Source organism: Streptomyces sp. NPDC058221, assembly GCF_042882365.1.
GTDB lineage: Bacteria > Actinomycetota > Actinomycetes > Streptomycetales > Streptomycetaceae > Streptomyces.
The window spans coordinates 99,883-117,916 of the sequence record NZ_JBHVWF010000001.1 but is presented as its reverse complement, the minus strand read 5'-3'; the positions used below and the strand labels follow the sequence as shown (position 1 = coordinate 117,916).

General features: G+C 70.5%; 17 protein-coding genes and 1 pseudogene. 11 read left to right on the top strand and 7 right to left on the bottom strand.

The features are described 5' to 3' along the window. Positions 1 to 350 precede the first annotated feature (350 nt). Complete coding sequence (locus tag ACFVW8_RS00555; protein ID WP_389685376.1) at positions 351 to 1,739, top strand: sensor histidine kinase; 1,389 nt, start codon at positions 351 to 353, stop codon at positions 1,737 to 1,739. 68 nt (positions 1,740 to 1,807) lie between these two features. Here the strand turns inward: ACFVW8_RS00555 and ACFVW8_RS00550 are convergent, their stop codons facing one another. Further along, positions 1,808 to 2,452: a response regulator gene (locus ACFVW8_RS00550; protein WP_389685375.1), complete on the bottom strand. Its 645-nt coding sequence runs from the start codon at positions 2,450 to 2,452 to the stop codon at positions 1,808 to 1,810. Between the two features lie 331 nt (positions 2,453 to 2,783). Between ACFVW8_RS00550 and ACFVW8_RS00545 the strand changes: the two genes are divergently transcribed. Next, complete coding sequence (locus ACFVW8_RS00545) at positions 2,784 to 3,542, top strand: S1 family peptidase (protein WP_389685374.1); 759 nt, start codon at positions 2,784 to 2,786, stop codon at positions 3,540 to 3,542. Positions 3,543 to 3,738: 196 nt separating this feature from the next. Here ACFVW8_RS00545 and ACFVW8_RS00540 read toward each other — a convergent pair whose 3' ends face one another. The 4 genes from ACFVW8_RS00540 to ACFVW8_RS00525 form a co-directional block, all read right to left on the bottom strand. Then, positions 3,739 to 5,151, bottom strand: coding sequence for an LCP family protein (locus ACFVW8_RS00540; RefSeq protein WP_389685373.1), 1,413 nt, complete (start codon positions 5,149 to 5,151; stop codon positions 3,739 to 3,741). A gap of 59 nt (positions 5,152 to 5,210) precedes the next feature. After that, complete coding sequence (locus ACFVW8_RS00535; protein WP_389685372.1) at positions 5,211 to 7,295, bottom strand: bifunctional polysaccharide deacetylase/glycosyltransferase family 2 protein; 2,085 nt, start codon at positions 7,293 to 7,295, stop codon at positions 5,211 to 5,213. A 353-nt stretch (positions 7,296 to 7,648) separates the two neighbouring features. Continuing rightward, complete coding sequence (locus ACFVW8_RS00530; RefSeq protein WP_389685371.1) at positions 7,649 to 8,284, bottom strand: GNAT family N-acetyltransferase; 636 nt, start codon at positions 8,282 to 8,284, stop codon at positions 7,649 to 7,651. Positions 8,285 to 8,398: 114 nt separating this feature from the next. Then, positions 8,399 to 9,274, bottom strand: a complete 876-nt coding sequence (locus tag ACFVW8_RS00525; RefSeq protein ID WP_389685370.1) for an alpha/beta fold hydrolase — start codon at positions 9,272 to 9,274, stop codon at positions 8,399 to 8,401. A 108-nt stretch (positions 9,275 to 9,382) separates the two neighbouring features. On the opposite strand from ACFVW8_RS00525, the gene ACFVW8_RS00520 reads away from it, so the two are divergent. Beyond that, entirely contained in the window at positions 9,383 to 9,889 is a 507-nt protein-coding gene (locus tag ACFVW8_RS00520; protein ID WP_389685369.1) for a CGNR zinc finger domain-containing protein, read from the top strand. A 191-nt stretch (positions 9,890 to 10,080) separates the two neighbouring features. Here the strand turns inward: ACFVW8_RS00520 and ACFVW8_RS00515 are convergent, their stop codons facing one another. Then, positions 10,081 to 10,761, bottom strand: coding sequence for a hypothetical protein (locus tag ACFVW8_RS00515; RefSeq protein ID WP_389685368.1), 681 nt, complete (start codon positions 10,759 to 10,761; stop codon positions 10,081 to 10,083). A 261-nt stretch (positions 10,762 to 11,022) separates the two neighbouring features. Between ACFVW8_RS00515 and ACFVW8_RS00510 the strand changes: the two genes are divergently transcribed. From ACFVW8_RS00510 to ACFVW8_RS00480, 7 genes and pseudogenes are all read left to right on the top strand, one after another. Beyond that, positions 11,023 to 13,221: a TerD family protein gene (locus ACFVW8_RS00510; protein WP_389685367.1), complete on the top strand. Its 2,199-nt coding sequence runs from the start codon at positions 11,023 to 11,025 to the stop codon at positions 13,219 to 13,221. A gap of 7 nt (positions 13,222 to 13,228) precedes the next feature. Further along, a pseudogene (locus ACFVW8_RS00505) lies at positions 13,229 to 13,492 on the top strand (RNA polymerase sigma factor); the annotation flags it as partial. Between the two features lie 112 nt (positions 13,493 to 13,604). Further along, a complete protein-coding gene (sigJ, locus tag ACFVW8_RS00500; RefSeq protein WP_389685366.1) occupies positions 13,605 to 14,573 on the top strand; it encodes an RNA polymerase sigma factor SigJ in 969 nt (322 codons plus the stop codon). Between the two features lie 25 nt (positions 14,574 to 14,598). Continuing rightward, a complete protein-coding gene (locus ACFVW8_RS00495; protein ID WP_389685365.1) occupies positions 14,599 to 14,958 on the top strand; it encodes a DoxX family protein in 360 nt (119 codons plus the stop codon). 130 nt (positions 14,959 to 15,088) lie between these two features. Continuing rightward, complete coding sequence (locus tag ACFVW8_RS00490) at positions 15,089 to 15,709, top strand: HhH-GPD-type base excision DNA repair protein (protein WP_389685364.1); 621 nt, start codon at positions 15,089 to 15,091, stop codon at positions 15,707 to 15,709. A gap of 192 nt (positions 15,710 to 15,901) precedes the next feature. Beyond that, on the top strand, positions 15,902 to 16,198 hold the full coding sequence (locus ACFVW8_RS00485; RefSeq protein ID WP_073736427.1) for a type II toxin-antitoxin system VapB family antitoxin: 297 nt from the start codon (positions 15,902 to 15,904) through the stop codon (positions 16,196 to 16,198). 144 nt (positions 16,199 to 16,342) lie between these two features. After that, positions 16,343 to 16,939: a LytR C-terminal domain-containing protein gene (locus tag ACFVW8_RS00480; RefSeq protein WP_389685419.1), complete on the top strand. Its 597-nt coding sequence runs from the start codon at positions 16,343 to 16,345 to the stop codon at positions 16,937 to 16,939. 81 nt (positions 16,940 to 17,020) lie between these two features. Here the strand turns inward: ACFVW8_RS00480 and upp are convergent, their stop codons facing one another. Further along, on the bottom strand, positions 17,021 to 17,656 hold the full coding sequence (upp, locus tag ACFVW8_RS00475; RefSeq protein WP_123524739.1) for a uracil phosphoribosyltransferase: 636 nt from the start codon (positions 17,654 to 17,656) through the stop codon (positions 17,021 to 17,023). A 103-nt stretch (positions 17,657 to 17,759) separates the two neighbouring features. Between upp and ACFVW8_RS00470 the strand changes: the two genes are divergently transcribed. Continuing rightward, positions 17,760 to 17,960 carry a hypothetical protein gene (locus ACFVW8_RS00470; RefSeq protein WP_389685363.1) on the top strand — a complete coding sequence of 67 codons (201 nt, stop codon included), beginning with the start codon at positions 17,760 to 17,762 and terminating at the stop codon, positions 17,958 to 17,960. The last annotated feature ends 74 nt before the right edge of the window (positions 17,961 to 18,034 follow it).

Genomic DNA, 18,034 nt, shown 5'->3' with positions numbered 1-18,034 from the left:
CTACGTCCCGGGTGCGAAGCCAGCGATGTAAGCAGTGATCTCGCACAAGATCCGCCAGCCCACCCCGCGCCCTTCTGCCCGTGCCGACGAGGGTTGCAGTTCGGGTTGCACTCAGCTTCGTTCGGGTCCGTTCGACGCGCTCTGCCAGGCCCATTCAGCAGCAGGTCGGGATGCCCATGACCGTCGGCGAACACAGGCACGAACAGGTGGAAAGCGTGTTGGGGGCAACCCCTCACCAGTTGAATCTCGTATCCTCCGCGATTGCTCTCACCGGGCAATACGTCGAAGGCCCCCGCAGCGCGACGGACCTCCGCCTGATCTTGGTCCGGCCCCGGCTCTATCCTCGCCAAGTGATATCCACCAGTCGCACCCCCCTCGGAAACACACTGCTCAACCGGGCGCTCGTGCCTTCCGGCGACGCGGGCACCGCGCAGAGCCTCGCGAAGCGGCCCGTGCCGCGCTCGCCCCGCCTGCCGGCGCGGGCCGTTGACGTGGTGCTGACAGTCGTCGTGCTGCTGCTCGCGGTCCTGAACAGCTTCCAGAACCCCTACATGGGACCGGCCGCTCCCTGGGCGAACCTGCTGATCGCCGCGGTGAGCGCACTGCCACTGCTCGCACGGCGCCGGGCCCCCGAACTGGCACTCGCCGTCGGACTGCTCGTCAAGGTTCTCCAGGTCTCGCCCTTCGTCACGCCCCTCGCCTTCTACGCGGAGGGCGCCTACCGCGGCCCGCACAGCCGCCGGACCGTCTGGGCCTCGGCCGGTATCGGGCTTGTGGTCCTCGCGCCCTGGAATGCCGCACCGTGGTCCAGCTTCGGGACAGTGGTGACCTGGTTCGCGGTGAACTTCGTCCTCTCCTGCCTGGTGCCGCTGCTGCTGGGGCTCTACGTGGGCCAACGGCGCGCCGTCGTCGCCGGTCTCGTCGAACGGGCGGAGCGCGCCGAGCGGGAACAGCGGCTCGTCGCCGAGGCCGCGCGGGAAGAGGAGCGCCGGCGCATCGCCGGAGAGATGCACGACGTGGTCTCCCACCAGGTGAGCCTGATCGTCGTACACGCCAACGTGCTCAGCGCTGTCGCCCACGACCCGGAAGTGACGAGCGAGGCCGCGCAGATCATCCAGACGGCCGGTCGGCGCGCGCTCACCGAACTCCGCGAAATGCTGGGTGTGCTCAGGAAGAGCCCGGCCGGTGGCCCGGTCGCCGGAGCCGGGGAGTCACCGACACCCGCGGGAAGCGACGGCGCGAAGGGTGAGTCAGGGGCTGCGGCGCACGATCCTGCCGCACCGGCCGAGTGGCGGCCCGCCCCCGGCTCGGCCGTCGACAGGATCGCCGAGTTGGCCGACGGCTCCCGGGCCGCCGGGCTGCCCGTCACTGTGCGCGTCGAGGGCGCGCCGCAGCCGCTGACAGAGCCGGTCGAGCGTGCCGCACACCGGGTCGTGCAGGAGGCTCTGACCAACGTGCACAAGCACGCTCCGGGTGCCACGACGCAGATTCATCTCGTATTCGACCCGCGAACCGTTCGGGTGCGGATCGTCAACGGCCCGCCCGAGAGGCCCGCCGAGACAGCTGCCGACGGTGAGCCTCTGCTGCCCAGCGGGGGGCACGGGCTGATCGGTCTGACGGAGCGGGTGCGCCTGGCCGGTGGCACCATCGAGTCCGGGTCCACCGGTGACGGCGGCTTCCGGATCGGCGCCGCGCTGCCCACGTCGGTGGTGTCCGGAGCCCCCACGACCGCGGCTTGAACTCTGCCGGGATCGCGGCAGACCGGCCCGCGGAACCCGTTCGGCGGCATAGCCGATGAGCCAGGTGGTCAGGCCAGTCCGGCGTCATGGGTGATGAGCGCGACCTGGGTGCGGTTGGCGGCGCCGAGCTTGGTCATGATCCGGCTGAGATGGACCTTGACCGTGGACTGGCTCACGAACAGGCCGGTGGCGATCTCGGTGTTGCTGCGGCCCTGGGCGACTTCCACCGCGACCTCGCGCTCACGGGCGGTCAGTTCCGCCATCCGCGATCGCGCTTGCGGGGCGACCGCGCCCGTGGCGAAGACGGCCAGCAGCCTGGTGGTGATGCGCGGTGAGAGCATCGCCTCGCCGCGGGCGAGGACCCGTACCGCGTCGGTCAGCTCGCGCGGCGAGGTGTCCTTGAGCAGGAACCCGGCCGCACCGTGCTGGAGTGCGGCGTAGACGTACGCGTCGACGTCGAAGGTGGTGAGCACCGCGACGGCGGGAGGATCGGTCAGCGCGGCGAGCTGCCGGGCGACCTCCAGGCCGCCGACGCGGGGCATCTGGATGTCGGTGAGCACCACGTCCGGGCGGTGCTCGGCCACCAGGTCCAGTGCCACCGAGCCGTCACCGCCTTCGGCGACCACCTCGATGTCGGGCTCGGCGTGAAGGATCATCCGGATGCCCTTGCGCACCAACTCCTCGTCGTCGAGGAGGATCACCTTGACGGCCACTCAGGCCACCTCCTCGTCCGCTCACGGGTAACAGCGCCCCTGCACACGGTACCGCCGTGCCCGGCGGCCTCTTCCCGTCGCTTCGCGATCATCCCGCGGCACGACACGACCGGCGTGCCGTACGACTTTCGGGCAGGCCAACCGGGCGGCAGGGGTGACGCGCAGAGGGCACCGGCCGGGACAGGATCAACGGTGTCGGGGCCGGCCGGACCGGATGGGGTTGACCGGACGGGGCTTCCCCGGGCCGGTTCCGTTCGGCGCCGCTCCCCGAGCTTCGCCGGTGACCGAATCCTTGAACGAGACACAGCTTGAACGAGACGCAGGAGGACAGATGAACAAGCGTGGCAAGGCAGTGCTGTTTGCGGCGGCGGGGGCGATCACGCTCACCATGGCAGTGACGCCGTCGGCATCGGCGATCATCGGGGGACACGACGCCACCTCGCGCTACCCGTTCATGGTGAGCGTGCAGAAGGACGGCCACCACTACTGCGGAGCCTCCCTGATCAAACCGGACTGGATCGTCACCGCCGGGCACTGCACGGTGGGCGTCAAGCTCAAGCAGCTTTCCGTACGGGTCGGCAGCCTCGATCGCAGGAAGGGTGAAAAGGCGAAGGTCACCGAGGTCATCACCCACCCGAACTTCTCCTACGAGCCGTTCCACGACGACGTGGCCGTCATGAAGCTTGACCACCCCGTGGACGCGAAGCCCATCGAGCTGGCCGCCAAATCCGCGCCGACGGGTGCCAAAACTCGGATCCTCGGCTGGGGAATGACCTGCGAGGACGGCAGCGAGTGCCCGGACCTCCCGATCCGTCTGCAGGAACTGAACACCAAGATCGTCCCCGACGGCCGGTGCAGCGAGGACTACAACGCGAAGAACGAGCTGTGCACCGACAGCCCCACCAAGAACGCGCAGGCGTGCATCCTCGACTCCGGCGGGCCGCAGATCAAGGGCCGTCCCGGGCGGTGGGAACTGATCGGGGCGACCAGCCGCGACGGCGACGCCGATCCGGCGTGTGCCACCGGCCCCGGCATCTACACCGACCTGACGGCCCACCGCGCATGGATCGAGCGGGCCACCGCGAAGTGATCGGCGACGACCGCTTCCGCGTTGAGGAAGCGCGGTGGGCGGACCGCCTCGGGCAGTGACATTGGGCAGTGACATGCGGCAGTGACATGCCAGGGCCCGGCGGGTCAACGCGCTGCCGACGGCGCTCGCGTGGACGAGGCGGACGGCGGCCCGGCACGGCCCCCACGCCGGCAGCCGGGCGGCCCCGGGGGCCTCTCTACCTGCCGCCCTCCCCGGCAACCGGCCGGTCCTCCTTGAGCTGCGCGAACACCTTCCGGGCCGGCTTCCAGTCCACCTCCACCGCGGATCCGGACGAGGTCGCCAGGCCTCGGCCGGTCACCGGTATGTTCAGCCGCACCAGGCCCGGGCCGCCGCGCATCACCCGGAACACCGAGACCAGGTCCTGCGGATGCGTGTCGTTGTCGACGGTGAGCGCGCCGAGACCGGTGGAGGCCACCGAGATCGCCTTGCCCGGATTGCTCAGCACATCCGAGGACGCCGCCCTCTGGGCCAGCGCGGCAAGGAACTTCTGCTGGTTCCTGGTCCGGCCGAGGTCGCCCTCCTTCTCCTGATGGCGCTGGCGCACGAACGCGAGGGCCCCGCGTCCGTCGAGGGTGTGGCAGCCCTTGGTCAGGTCCAGCCCCGACTTGGGGTCGTGCACGGCGTGGTCCAGACACATCGGTACGCCGCCGACCGCATTCACGATCCCGACGAAGCCGCTGAAGCCGATCTCCGCGTAATGGTCGATGCGCAGCCCGGTGTTGGCCTCGACCGTGCGGACCAGGAGCGGCGCACCGCCCAGGGAGAAGGCCGCGTTCAGCTTGTTCTTCCTCGCCGGATAGTGGACGCCGGTGTCGGGGCGGACATAGGACGGGACGGTCATCCAGGAGTCGCGGGGCAGGCTGACCATCGTGGTGCCCTGCGCGCCGGTGTGCAGCAGCATCATGGAGTCGGTGCGCCGGCCCGCGTCGGCCGAGCCGCCTGTGTGCAGGGTCTTGCGGTCCTGGGCCGACATCCCCTCCCGGCTGTCGGAGCCGACGATGAGGTAGTTGGTACCCCTGCCCGGCGCCGGACGGTCCTTGACGGCGCCGAGGTCGATGCCTTTGGCGAGCGCGTAGTCGGCCCAGACGTAGCCGCTCGCCGAGACCGCGGCCAGCGCCACCAGCAGGGTGAGGACCAGCAGGACGAGCTTGCGGCCGCGGCTTCGCGGCGGCTTGGGAGTGCGCTCGCTGCTGCCGTATCCGCCGGACTTGCCGTCACCGATGGCATCGCCGACGTCGCCGGACGGTGCCGTGGCGGAGTGCTCCCGCACGGCGGGCGATGCGGGGGCGCCCACCGTCTGCCCGGCGTCGTAGGGCCTGTCGTACGGCTCGGCGTTCGGCCTGTCGTACGGCTCGGCGTTCGGCTCGACGTACGGCTCGGCGTTCGGCTCGACGTACGGCCTGTCGTAGGCCCCGTTGTACGGCCGAGGCGGCGCGGCCGCGTACCCCGGCCCGGCCGGCGGATCGGTGAGCGGATCGGTGAGCGGATCCACCAGCGGATCCATCACCGGCCCGCCGCCCGGCCAGTCGACGATCCGGCCGGACACCACCCGGGACGGGCCCGCCTCGTGCACGGGCCCGTCAGGCATCTCGTCGTCCGGGAACGGTCCCTGGCTCCTATGGGTCCTCCTGCGGGGCCTCCTGTGTGTCATCTCGACTCCAGACTCCGAGCCTGCCGCCGGCCTCTGAGCTCCTGCGCCGCCGTACCGGAACGCTGCATCCGCTGCCACTTCAGCCGGGTGCCGGACACCGCGGCAGCCACCGACTGGATCACCACCAGATACATCAACTGCCGGTAGACGAACAGCTGGAACGGCATCGCCCACAGCGACCACAGCCGCTCGCGGTCCAGCTTCAGCGCGTATCCCGCGCAGAACATCTGGATGGCCAGGAAACCGAGCCACACGGCCATCGCGTCGGACCCGCTCCGGAAGAGGAGCCCGTACAGCGCATAGACGTCGATCACCGGCGCAAGGAGCGGCAGCGCCATCTGGAACACCAGCAGATAGCTGATCCCGCGGCGGGCGAAGCGGCCGGCCGGGCCGAACTCCCGTACAGCTCCCCAGTGCTTGCGGGCCGCCTGCAGTGTGCCGAAACACCACCGGTAGCGCTGCCGCCACAACTGACGCAGTGAGGTGGGAACTTCGGTCCAGGCGACCGCGGTCTCCTCGTAGACCACCCGCCAGCCGGCCCGCCACAGAGCCATGGTCAGGTCGGTGTCCTCGGCGAGGGTGTCGGTGCTGACGCCGCCGACGCCGAGGGCCGCGTCCCGGCGGAACGCCCCGATGGCGCCCGGCACCGTGATCATGCACTCGAGCACCTCGAACATCCGGCGGTCGAGGTTGAAGCCGAAGCAGTACTCCAGATGCTGCCAGCGGCCGAGCAGACCGCGCCGGTTGCCGACCTTGGTGTTGCCGCTGACCGCGCCGACGGCGGGGTGTGCGAGCGGCTGGATGAGCCGCCGGATCGCGTCCGGCTCCAGGACGGTGTCGGCGTCGACCATCACAACGATGTTGTAGCGGGCGTGCCGGAGGCCGGTGTTGAGGGCTTCGGCCTTGCCGGCGTTGGCCTGTCGTACGACGCTCACCCGTGGGTCGCGTACGGATTCGGCAACCGTGGCCGTGCGGTCGCTCGACCCGTCGTCGATCACCACGATCTGCAACTGCCGGTGGGTGGAGGCAAGGAGTGAGCGAAGGGTCGACTCGATGCCCTTCTCCTCGTTGTAGGCCGGCACCAGGACCGTCACCGGATCGCGGATCTCCCGCAGCCACGGCGAGCCGGGCCGGTACCGCTCCAGGCGCCGCACATGCACCCGGGCGAAGAAGACCAGCATCAGCAGCCGCAGCACACCGAGCCCGCCGGCGCCGACCAGCAGCCAGCCCATGCCCCTGAGGAACCAGTCGCCCGCCCGCACGGACCACAGCATCGCGTCGCCGCGCAGCTGCTGCCATGGCGTCACGGGGCGCTCGGAGGAGGCCAGACCGGTGGCCGTCGACACCGTGTCGAACTCCTCGACATCCTTGTTCCCCAACAGCGCTTCGGCCTGCCCGAGGCCGCGCGCGTTCTGCTCGTACTGACGCAGCACCCCGGTGCCGGCCTTCTTGTTCCACGGGGAGGCCGCGACGATCGTGTAACCGTCGGCGGAGGCGCGCTGCACCGCGGGCCACATGTCGCCGCACAGCGTGGACACCGAGGTCGTCTGGGGCATCCGCAGGAGGTCGGTGTGGGCACCGGCTGAGCCGGCCAGGGCCGCCTGGGTCAAAGCGAGTTCCAGGCTCGCACGCGGCGAGGAGGCGTGGTCCATCGCGGCGCCGGTATAGGTGCCGGAACCGACCTCGTGGCCCTCGGCACGGATCCGCCGCACCAGGGCGGGGTACTTGGCCGCGTCCGCTCCGCTCACGAAGAACGTGGCATGGGCGTGGTGGCGGCTCAGCAGGTCGAGGACGCGTGGGGTCCACTCGGGGTCGGGGCCACCGTTGAAGGTCAGTGCGACCTTGCCGGCGGGGACCGAAGCCGACCGCACCGTGTCGCCACGGACCTTCGTCAGCACCGGACTCGTGGTGTTCACGCCATCGGGCACGGGCTCGGCACAGTTCAGTCTGGTCCTGGCGGCGTCGACCTCGTGCTTGGTCCAGCCCTGGAAGACCAGCACCGCCGCCACCAGGGCCAGCGAGAGGGCCAGCAGCAGCCAGTGGGCGCGCGGTTCGCGCTTCTGCTTGTGTCGCGCAGCCATCAGGTGGAGACCAGACCACCCGGCCCGCCGGTCCTGCGTATGACCACCCTCGGGGACAGCTCCTTCAAGCACCTGTTCCTGTTGCTCATGCGCAGCGAGTGTAGCCAGAGACTGGTTACCCTTTGCAAACTACGGTCAAATCGGCCTACTTGCGACCCCTACCCATACTTGGTCGGACCTTCTGCGGAACTATCGGCATATTCGGGCAGATCTCTAGCCGATATTCACGCACTGTCCCGCATCGACGCGACATTCGACACATCGCTCGACAGCATGCGACTGCAAATTTCGTCATTGATGGATGTATCGGAGGTCCCCGCAGCCTGCTGCGGGGACCTCCGATACCGGCGGTCTCATCCGCCGTCTCGACAAGACCGTGCGGAGCCCTCCGGTCCGCTCTTCGGTCCGTTCTCCGGTCCGTTCTCCGGTCGCGGGGCAAGGTCGATGGCGAACGTCACCCGGTCGAGTCCGGGACCGTCGTAGTCCCGCTTCACAGCGGAGGCCGTAAAGCCGAGCCTGGCGTGAAACGCCCGCGACGCGGTGTTCTCCGGGCTGGTGACACAGCGGACGTGGCGGCGGCCGTGGGACCGGGCGAGCGCGAAGAAGGACCGGTAGAGGGACCGCCCGACACCTTGCCCGTGGAGGGCCGGGTCGACGCCGACGAAGTGTACGTAGGCGGTGCCGGGGTCTGCCTGCGACATGAAGCCGACCAGGAAGGCGGCAATCTCACCACCCTCGCGTTCGCCGCGTTCGCCGCGTTCGCCGCGTTCATCGCGTTCATCGCGTTCATCGCGTTCATCGCGTTCGACCAGAAAGCTGGTCGAGGTGAAGTGCTGGAAGTACAGCCTGGGCAGCAGCAGCGCACGTTCCGTCGCTCCGGCTTCGCCCTTCAGGCCGCCCCACCAGGTGCCCAGTACGGCGAGCACACGGGGGTGGTCTTCCTCGACAGGGCGCCGGACCCTCAGGCCGGCGGGAAGGTCATCGATCATCCGTGCAGTCTGTCAACCCACGGACGCGTCGTGAGCGTATGCGCGCAACGGCTCAGGGGTGCACGCGAAGAGCGTCCGGCGGCCGGGGCCGGCCCTGCCCGCCCGCCACGGTCTTCACGCCGGTGACGCGGCGGCGGTCAGAAACCCGCGTACATACCCGGCCACGGTGTCCAGATGGCTCTCGAGCAGGAAGTGTCCACCGCCGGGGACCAAGTGGATCTCCGCGTCCGGCAGGTCCCTGGCGAAGGCACGCGCTCCGTCCGGGCCGAAGATCTCGTCGGCTGCGCCCCATACCGCGAGCAGGGGGACCTGGCGGTCCCGGAAGTAGGCGTGCACCTGCGGGTAGAGGGGCCGGTTGCCGGCGTAGTCGCGGAACAGGGAGAGCTGCACGAGGTCGTTGCCGGGCCGACTGACCTCGCGGTGGTCGGCGGCCCAGGTGTCGGGATCGACCAGCTCGGGCCGGTCCACTCCGTGCAGATACTGCCGGCGGATGGCGTCGAGCGAGAGCGCGCTGCGGACGGCGGGTTCGGTCCGGGGGCCCGGATCTTCGCCGTACTCCCAGACAGGCTTCCAGAAGTCCGGTACGAAGCCGTCCTCGTAGGCGTTGCCGTTCTGCGTGATCACCGCGGTGACCGCCTCCGGGGCGCGCAGGGCCAGCCGCCAGCCGATGGGTGCGCCGTAGTCCTGGACGTACAGGGCGTAGCGGGTGACGCCGAGCCGGTCCAGCAGGGCTTCGGTGATGTCGGTCAGGGACTCGAAGCCGTAGGTGAACGCGTCCACGGACGGGGCGTCGGAGTTGCCGAAGCCGAGGTGGTCCGGGGCGATGACGTGGAATCGATCGGCCAGCGCCGGAATGAGGTGGCGGAACATGCGTGAACTGGTCGGGAATCCGTGCAGGAGCACGAGCGTGGGTGCTTCTCGGGGCCCTGCCTCGCGGTAGAAGACGCGATGTCCCCGCACGGTCGCGTACCGGTGGCTGACCTCAACCATGATGACTAACCCCTTCGACGCTTTTTGATGGTTACGACTTGATGCCAGTAGACCGCCGTTGAAGTAACCTGTCAAATGACTTGATGGAGTTAGTTGAAGGTGAGGACCGTGCTGGACGACCAAGCCCTGATGCAGGCGCTGAACAGCACCCCGGTCGTGGACGGCCGACGCCAGGACCTGTGGCGTGAGGACCGCGAGCTGGACAAGTGGGCGCGGGAGCACGGCGGTTCCGGCGGTGACGAGGAGCGCCGGTGGCTGCGCACCGCACGGGACGCGCTCCAGGCGGTGGAGTCGGGCACGTCCTCGGAGCCCGGTCTGCACCAGGTCCTCGCGGGCGTCCGCAAGGTTCCGCAGCCCAGCGCCTCGGGTGTCGGCTGGAGCGTGGAGGCCCCGCCCGGGCGCGGGCTCGCCGTGGAACTCGTGCTCGCCTGGGCGGACGTCAAAGAGCGCATGCCCGGCCGTCTGCGGCCGTGCGAGAACTCTGAATGCCGCCTCTTCGTCCTGGACCGCAGCCGTGCCAACACCGCACGGTGGTGCTCGATGAAGACCTGCGGGAACCGGCTCAAGGCCCGCCGACACCAGGCGCGGGCGCGGGAGACTCCACACCCCGGGTAGGGCGTGGACGAGAACCTGCGCAGACCTCAGGGGTATTCAGACCTCAGGTATCAGGCGTCAGGCATCTGGCGTCAGGCATCTGGCGTCAGGCATCTGGCGTCAGGCATCTGGCGTCAGGCATCTGGCGTCAGGCATCAGATGTGCGGCGGAGTGGCGGCGGTGGCCGTCTTCGCCGGAACGCGGCCCCGAGGTCAGCGGTCCCCCACCAGCGCGAACGCGAAGGCCAGGCGGCGGTCCACCCAGTCCGCCTTCACGGTGACCTCCGCGCTGCCCTCGGACACCATCACCACCTCGCCGTCCACGGTCCATTCGAGCGTCCGCGGCTTCGACGGCTGGTCACCGCCCTCCGCACCGAAGTCCGCGAGCGCGCCCACCAGTCCGATGGCCGCCTTCACGGCCACGCGCCCGACGGCCTCCTTCGCGGAGTCACCGGCCGCCCACTCGTTGCGCCCGACGATCTCGGGGCGTCCGGGCTGATCGATGCGCCAGGTGTGCCGGAAGGGCCGCCGGGGCGGTATCCGGCGCAGCGTCCCCAGGACCCCTCCCTGTCCGTCGCGGACCACATGGTGCCGCTCCCCGTCCACGTCCACGGGGTCACCGACGTAACAGAGCAGGTGCCGCGCCTCCGGGTCCTCGTAGAGGGCGAGGCCGGGCGCGGGGCGTGAGGCGGGGGCCAGATACGCGCAGGGGGCGTTGACCCGGAAGTCCTTGCCGCCCTTGGGGACGCGTATCGCACGCGGTCCGCGAACACCCCGCTTGCGCTTGACGGTTACCGGCTTCTCCTCGCTGCTGACCACGAAGGTACGGACGTCCGCCCACGCCACCGGCTCCACCGGTGGCTCCTCGGTCTTCCTGCCCCTGCCGAACGCCACCGCTGCTCCCCGATCATCCGCCCGTTCCTCAGCTGTTGAGCGTACGGCTTCGATCGGTCGCGGCCGCAGCGACCGGTCGCCGTACGGATCCGGTGCGTCTGCACCGCGTCCCACCGCATCCGGACCTCACGATTCCTTCACAGCTGCTCCATATCGGCGCTACCGTTTACCTCGTGTGCAGCGGGTTGCGCTGTGTCACCTGTCAATATGCAGCCGTTGCCAGGGCGCGCCCCGACGCGGTTGCGCGTCTGGGGGGACCGCATGCGTGAGCTGACCAAGGGCGCCAACGTAGGCCTGGCGGAGCTGAGCGACGACGCCGGAGCGGTCATCGCGAGTCTGAGCTGGAGCAGCAACGAGGGGGACGGCGACGCCGATGTGTCCGTACTGCTGCTGGACGCCAACGGCAAGGTCCGCAGCGACGCCGACTTCTTCTACTACAACAACCCGGCCGCCGACGACGGCAGCGTGCAGTTGCTGGGCAAGACGCCGACCGACAGCGGCAGCGAGGACCGCATCAGCCTCGATCTGACCGCCGTCCCCGCGGACGTGGAACGTCTCGTGGTGGCCGCGAGCCGGTACGGGGGCTCCCGGTTCGGCGAACTGGACGATCTGAGGATGACCGTCGCCGACCGCACCGGCCAGGTACTGCTCGGATTCTCGATCGCCGACGCCGGGGTGGAGAGCGCCTTCATCTTCGGTGAGCTGTACCGGCGCGGCACGGAGTGGAAGTACCGGGCCATAGGCCAGGGATACGAGACCGGACTGGCCGGTCTTGCCACGGACTTCGGTATCGACGTCGACGACGAGGGGGAGCACGAGGAGCCGAGCGGGGAAGCGGCCGGCGACGGGCACGGGAGTTCCGGCGAGGCTGTGCCGGCGGGGGCCGCGCAGGATCCCCCGGCGTGCCCCTCGCCCCCCACCGGCGGGGCCCCCGGGCCCGCCGCCGCGCAGCTCATCCCGCAGCCCGTCTCGCTGCCCCGGCAGCCGGTTCGCGAAGCCGGCGGTACGGATGCGGCGGCTGCACCGCCCAAGCGCGCCCGTGGCCCCCGGACCGCCAAGAAGAAGGTGACGCTCCCGGCCGTGGTGAGGAAGTCGCTGGCCGAGAACGACACATGGAGGTCCGCGCGGCTGTTCCCCGCGCCGTCGCTCAAGAGCGACAAGGAACGGGAGGTGCGGGCGACCTCCGTACTGCTGTCCGTGATGGCGCAGGTACCGGAGTTCGGGCGCAGGCTGACGGCCGCGTTCGGCGCGCCGGCCGGCCGCATGCAGACGTTCACCGAGGTCTCGCTCCCGCACGGGGACACCCCCAAGCGTCCGGACGGGGTGATCCGGGTGGAGCGGGCCGGCAAGCTGTGGACCGCCCTCGTCGAGACGAAGACGAACGGGAATCCGCTGAAGTCGGAGCAGGCCCAGAACTACATGGACATCGCCGCCCGGCGCGGTTACGAGGCCGTCATCACGCTGTCCAACGACGTGGCCCTGGAGGGCAGTCCGCTCGTCGACGTCAAGACCGACGGACGGCGCAAGCACAAGGTCGCCCTGTGGCACCTGTCCTGGGCCGAGGTCGCCCATCAGGCACACATGCTGATCCGGCACGAGGGCGTCAGCAACGCCGCGCACGCCTGGCTCCTCCAGGAACTGCTGCACTACCTCCAGCACGAGAACTCCGGCTGCCACGGCTTCCAGAACATGGGCCCGTCGTGGGTGCCCGTACGCAACGGCATCGACACGGAGACGCTCAGCCCGGACGATCCGCGCGCCGTCGAGGTCGTCGAGAGCTGGGAGCGGCTCATCCGCCAGGTCTGTCTGCGGCTCGGCGGCCAACTGGGCCAGAAGGCGCTCCCCGTGCAGCGCGCCTCGCGCGGCACCACCCCGCAGTCCCGGCGGGCGGCGCTCGCCGGACAGCTCTGCGAGGAGGGGCGGCTCACGGCCGAACTGCGCGTCGACGGTTCGCCCGGCATCATCACGATCACCGCCGATCTGCGGACCGGAAAGCTTCGCACCTCGGTGCAGATCCCGGTGCCGGAGGGCGCGTACCCCCTCACCTCGGCCAAGCGTCTGATGCGGCAGCTGGCCGAGGCGCCGGCCGACCTCCACGTCGAAACGCTCGTCGAGGGGCACAACGGTCCACGGGGGACCCTGGAGCGCCTGCGCCCCGAGCCGGGCGACATGCTCCCCAGGGACGGCAGCCGGATCGCCGGTTTCCGGCTCTCCCTCTTCAAGGGCATGGGCGGTTCGCGCGGCAACGCCGAATCCGGCTTCATCCGCAGCGTCGACGACGCCGTGGACCGCTTCCACGCACACGTCATCGCACACCTTCCGCAGGCCGAACGCCGCACCGCGCGCCGCGCGCCGGAGCCGGGGTCCGTGGCGGTCGCTGCGGACGGATCGGCCGCACCGTCGGGATCGGGCGGGCCGCCCGGACCATCCGCCCCCGCGGAGGCGCCCGTGCCGGCCTGATCGCGCACCGATGGCCGAAGTCGGCCGAGCCGTCGCCGTCGCCACGGGCCACGGGCCACGGGCCACGGGCCACGGGCCACGAGCCGGGCTCGCTGAAGTCGACGCGCTCGGCGACCGGCTCGCGGGCAACCAACGGCTGGACGCGGTCCGCGCCCACCTGCTGGGCCGGGACGGTGACCCGGACGGTGGGCGCGCCGCCTACCTCGTGGCCGCCGCCGCGACCCTGAGCATCCCCGAGGCCCGCTGTCTGCGGAGTCGGGCGGACCGGCTCGGCGGGCAGAGCGGAGCCGGTTGCGGGCCGAGCGGCCGTCGGGTCTCCGTCCGATGTCACACTCCTGCCCCCGGCAGCGCTCTCAGGGTGTAACCGCGACAGGAGGCACCTGATGTCCGAACCCGCCCCCGGCCACCGACCCGGAACCGGCCCCGACCCCGGGGCCGCGTCCGCCTCCGGCGATGCCACCGATGTGTTCGTCGACCATCGCGAGCTGCTGTTCTCGCTCGTCTACAACATGCTCGGCGGCGTCGCCGACACGGAGGACGTCCTCCAGGAGACCTGGCTCTCCTGGACCGCCCGCAACGAGGCGCCCGACGCGGAGCCGATCGAGAGCCCGCGCGCCTACCTCGTACGGATCGCCGTGAACAAGGCCCTCTCGCGCCAGGCCGCCATCGACCGCCGCCGCGAGACGTACATCGGTACGTGGCTGCCGGAGCCGCTCGTCTCGGCCGCCGACGCCCCGCCGCCCGCCGACGACGGGGCCGCCGACCGGGCGGAGCGCGCCGAGTCCGTGTCGATGGCGATGCTCGTCGTCCTGGAGACGCTGACCCCGCTGGAGCGCGCCGTCTTCGTCCTGCACGAGGTCTTCGGCTACGCGCACACCGAGACCGCGCAGATCCTGGGCCGCAGCCCCGCCGCCGTACGCCAGCTGGCCCATCGCGCCCGTGACCACGTCCAGGCCAGACGGCCGCGCTACCGCCCCGATCCGCTGCTGCACCGGCGCGCCACCGAACGCTTCCTGGACGCGGTGTTCGGCGGCGATCTGGCCGCCCTGATGCGACTGCTCGCCCCCGACGTCACCCTCTGGGCCGACGGCGGCGGGAAGTCCCCGGCGGCCGGACCGCGCCCGGTGCACGGCCGCGACAGCGTCGCCCGGCTGCTGATCACCCGCGCCTCGCACCGCGACGGCCTGGAGATCGCCTACCGGCAGGTCAACGGCGACCCCGCGGCGGTGCTGTTCAGCGGCGACACCCCGTTCGCCGTGATGGTCCTCGACCTGACGCCGGACGGCGAGCAGATCAGCGACATCTACAACGTCGCCAACCCCGACAAGCTGCCACCCGCCGGCCTCGGCTGACCGGCCCGGGAAACGGGAGAACACCATGCTGTTCATCCTCTTCACAGCGGTCACCGTGCTGACCGCCGCCGCCAACACCATGTCCGCGGTACTCGACTTCCGCCGCTACGAACCGATCCTCGTCAACATGGAGAAGGCGGGTGTGCCCGTCTCCTCACTGTTCGGGCTGGGCGTGCTCAAGGCGGCGGGAGCCGCCGGACTGCTCCTCGGCTTCGCCGTCCCGCTGATCGGCACGGCCGCCGCGGCGGGCCTGGCGCTGTTCTTCATCGGGGCCGTCGGCGTCCATCTGCGCGCCCGCGACCACGGCTACTGGCTTCCCGGCCTCTTCCTCGCGCTCGCCGTCGCCTCCCTCTTCCTGGGGGTGGCCCACCGAGGGGCCTGGTGACGAGCGCATCCGCCCCACGAGCAGCGGCAAGCGACGACAAACAGCGGCAAACGGCTGCAATCGACGGCGAACAGCTCCTCCAACGGTGATGGTGCTGGCCGTCGCACCCCGCTCTCGCGATGATCGGGCCATGACCAAGAGCGACAACGGCCCAGACATCACTCTCCGGATCGCCCAGCAGCCGGAGGCGGACGAACTCCTCGGGCGCAGCCCGCTCGCCGCCCTGGTGGGCATGCTGCTGGACCAGCAGGTGCCGATGGAATGGGCCTTCTCCGGCCCGTACACCCTGGCGCAGCGGATGGGCGGGGACGATCTGGACGCCCATGAGATCGCCACGTACGACCCCGAGGCTTTCGTCGAGCTCTTCACCGCCAAACCCGCGTTGCACCGCTATCCGGGCTCCATGGCCAAGCGTGTGCAGCAGCTGTGCCAGTACCTGGTGGCGCAGTACGACGGGGTGGCCGACGCGGTGTGGAGCGATGCCGCCACCGGGGCCGAGCTGCGGAAACGGCTCAACGCTCTGCCCGGGTTCGGCACCCAGAAGGCACAGATCTTCCTGGCGCTGCTGGGCAAGCAGTTCAACGTCCGCCCACCGGGCTGGCGGGAGGCCGCGGGGGCGTACGGGGAGGCCGGCTCGCACCGCTCGGTCGCCGACATCACCGGGCCGGAGTCCCTCACCGAGGTCCGCACGTACAAACAGGAGGCCAAGCAGGCCGCCAAGGCCGCGAAGACGGCGGCCAAGGGCAAGTGAGCCCGGACCGGCCATGCGGACCGGACTCGTCTGCCACCGCTCTTCGCGCCCTCGCGTGCGCCCCCGCTCACGCTGGCGCTCTCACTCATCACGGTGTCAATTCCGGAATCGACGCTTATATGCCGCCTCGACCGGCGTCGCAGTCCCGCCCCATGGCTGCGCCCGGAGGCCCTTGACCGGTAGGCTTTCCGTGTGATCTTCAAGCGCATCGGAAATGGGCAGCCCTATCCCGACCACGGCCGGGAAAGCACCCGGCAGTGGGCGGATGTCGCGCCGCGCCCGGTCCGCCTCGACCAGCTCGTGACCACCAAGGGCCAGCTGGACCTCGAAACGCTTCTCGCCGAGGACTCCACGTTCTACGGCGACCTGTTCGCGCACGTCGTGAAGTGGCAGGGCGACCTCTATCTGGAGGACGGACTGCACCGCGCGGTCCGCGCCGCGCTCCAGCAGCGCCAGGTGCTGCACGCCCGCGTGCTCGAACTCGGCTGAGACACCACACCGGTCTGTTCGACCTCCCGCGGGGTTCGTTCGGGTGCTTTCCCACTCGGACGGGTGCGATCCATTGATCATTTAGTAGGCATCATCACCGGGCCGCACTACGCTGCGCTCATGAGCATGCTCACTCCCCCCGGCATGGGCGGAAAGTACCGCATCACGGGTGACAAGTACCCGCGCATGCGGCGCCCCCGCCGTCGCAGCAAACTGGTCCTCGCGGCCATCGCCTCCGTGGCAGCCCTGGGGCTGGCCGGGTGGGGCACGCTGCAGCTCATCGATGTCTTCACGGGCGGCGACAGAACGGCCAGCGCGGCCGACCGCAAGGCGGACTGCCCGTCCGCCAGGCCGTCCGCGCCCGCCAGGGCCCTGCCGAAGCCCACGAAGATCAAGGTCAACGTCTACAACGCGACCCCGCGCGGCGGGCTCGCGAAGGCCGCGGCCGATGAGCTGAAGAAGCGCGGTTTCACGATCGGCAAGGTCGGCAACGCCCCGGCCGCGTACGACAAGAAGGTCGCCGGGACCGGCATACTGCTGGGCGCCCCGACCGCGGTCAACGGCACCTTCCCGGTGCTCGGCACGCAGCTGCCCGGGGCCGCGACGAAGACCGACGCCCGCAAGGGCGCGGACGTCGATCTGATCATCGGTACGAAGTTCAAGGCGTTCAGCACGCCCAAGGCGGCCTCCACCGCCCTGACCGCCCTGACCAAGCCGTCACCCGCGCCGTCCTCGTGCTGAGGACCGTGGGGGCGGGCGGCACCGGCCGAGCGCCGGATCAGGCCTGATCCAGCCCGATCCGGCCTGATCCGGACGAAACCCCTAGTCGGCGGTGCCGTACATCCGGTCGCCCGCGTCTCCGAGGCCCGGCACGATGTAGCCGTTCTCGTTGAGCCGCTCGTCGACCGAGGCGGTGACCACGGTGACCGGCGTCCCCGCCAGCTCTCGCTCCATCACCTCGACGCCCTCGGGCGCGGCGAGCAGCACGACGGCGGTGACATCGTCCGCACCGCGCTTGATCAGCTCCTGGATGGCAGCGACCAGCGTGCCGCCGGTGGCCAGCATCGGGTCCAGGACGTACACCTGGCGGCCCGAGAGGTCCTCCGGCATACGGGACGCGTACGTGGACGCCTGGAGCGTCTCCTCGTCGCGGATCATGCCCAGGAAGCCCACCTCGGCGGTCGGCAGCAGCCGCACCATGCCGTCGAGCATGCCCAGGCCGGCCCGGAGGATCGGCACGACCAGGGGCCGCGGATACGAGAGCTTCACTCCGGTGGTGGGTGTCACCGGGGTCTCGATGTCGACCTGCTCGGTGCGCACATCGCGGGTGGCCTCGTACGCGAGCAGGGTGACCAGCTCGTCGGCGAGGCGCCGGAAGGTCGGGGAGTCGGTGCGCTTGTCGCGCAGGGTGGTGAGTTTGTGCGCGACCAGCGGGTGGTCGACGACGTGGATCCGCATGGGACCAACAGTAGCCGCGCCTCCCGTACCCGTGCGCTGGCATCAACCACACGTTCGGGGGGAAGGTGGTGGCATACGGACCCAGCCTTGGGGTGATGAGCCGATGCCGGACGGGGCGCAGCAGAAGCGGGACGGGGCGGACCCGTCCGAGCCGCAGGAGAGCGACGCGCAGCGCCGCAGGCGCCGCGCCCAGTTCCTCCGCGAGCTTCACGAGGCCAAGGCGCTGCGCGACCGGGTCCAGCCGCGGCGGGTCAAGGCCGCCCGAATGCGCCAGGCCATGCGGATGCGGACGTTTCGCTGGTAGCCGTCCGGCCTGCGGAAGAACCCCCCGATGGCCGTCTCCGGCAGAACTGGTGGCCGACGCAACGGCGGAACTGC

What these genes read in the sequence shown, in the direction of transcription:
- ACFVW8_RS00545 (WP_389685374.1), top strand. Translation starts at nt 2,784, where the DNA reads ATGAACAAGCGTGGCAAGGCAGTGCTGTTTGCGGCGGCGGGGGCGATC.
- ACFVW8_RS00540 (WP_389685373.1), bottom strand. Translation starts at nt 5,151, where the DNA reads ATGCCTGACGGGCCCGTGCACGAGGCGGGCCCGTCCCGGGTGGTGTCC.
- ACFVW8_RS00535 (WP_389685372.1), bottom strand. Translation starts at nt 7,295, where the DNA reads ATGGCTGCGCGACACAAGCAGAAGCGCGAACCGCGCGCCCACTGGCTG.
- ACFVW8_RS00530 (WP_389685371.1), bottom strand. Translation starts at nt 8,284, where the DNA reads ATGATCGATGACCTTCCCGCCGGCCTGAGGGTCCGGCGCCCTGTCGAG.
- ACFVW8_RS00525 (WP_389685370.1), bottom strand. Translation starts at nt 9,274, where the DNA reads ATGGTTGAGGTCAGCCACCGGTACGCGACCGTGCGGGGACATCGCGTC.
- ACFVW8_RS00510 (WP_389685367.1), top strand. Translation starts at nt 11,023, where the DNA reads ATGCGTGAGCTGACCAAGGGCGCCAACGTAGGCCTGGCGGAGCTGAGC.
- sigJ (WP_389685366.1), top strand. Translation starts at nt 13,605, where the DNA reads ATGTCCGAACCCGCCCCCGGCCACCGACCCGGAACCGGCCCCGACCCC.
- ACFVW8_RS00495 (WP_389685365.1), top strand. Translation starts at nt 14,599, where the DNA reads ATGCTGTTCATCCTCTTCACAGCGGTCACCGTGCTGACCGCCGCCGCC.
- ACFVW8_RS00490 (WP_389685364.1), top strand. Translation starts at nt 15,089, where the DNA reads ATGACCAAGAGCGACAACGGCCCAGACATCACTCTCCGGATCGCCCAG.
- ACFVW8_RS00480 (WP_389685419.1), top strand. Translation starts at nt 16,343, where the DNA reads ATGGGCGGAAAGTACCGCATCACGGGTGACAAGTACCCGCGCATGCGG.
- upp (WP_123524739.1), bottom strand. Translation starts at nt 17,656, where the DNA reads ATGCGGATCCACGTCGTCGACCACCCGCTGGTCGCGCACAAACTCACC.
- ACFVW8_RS00470 (WP_389685363.1), top strand. Translation starts at nt 17,760, where the DNA reads ATGCCGGACGGGGCGCAGCAGAAGCGGGACGGGGCGGACCCGTCCGAG.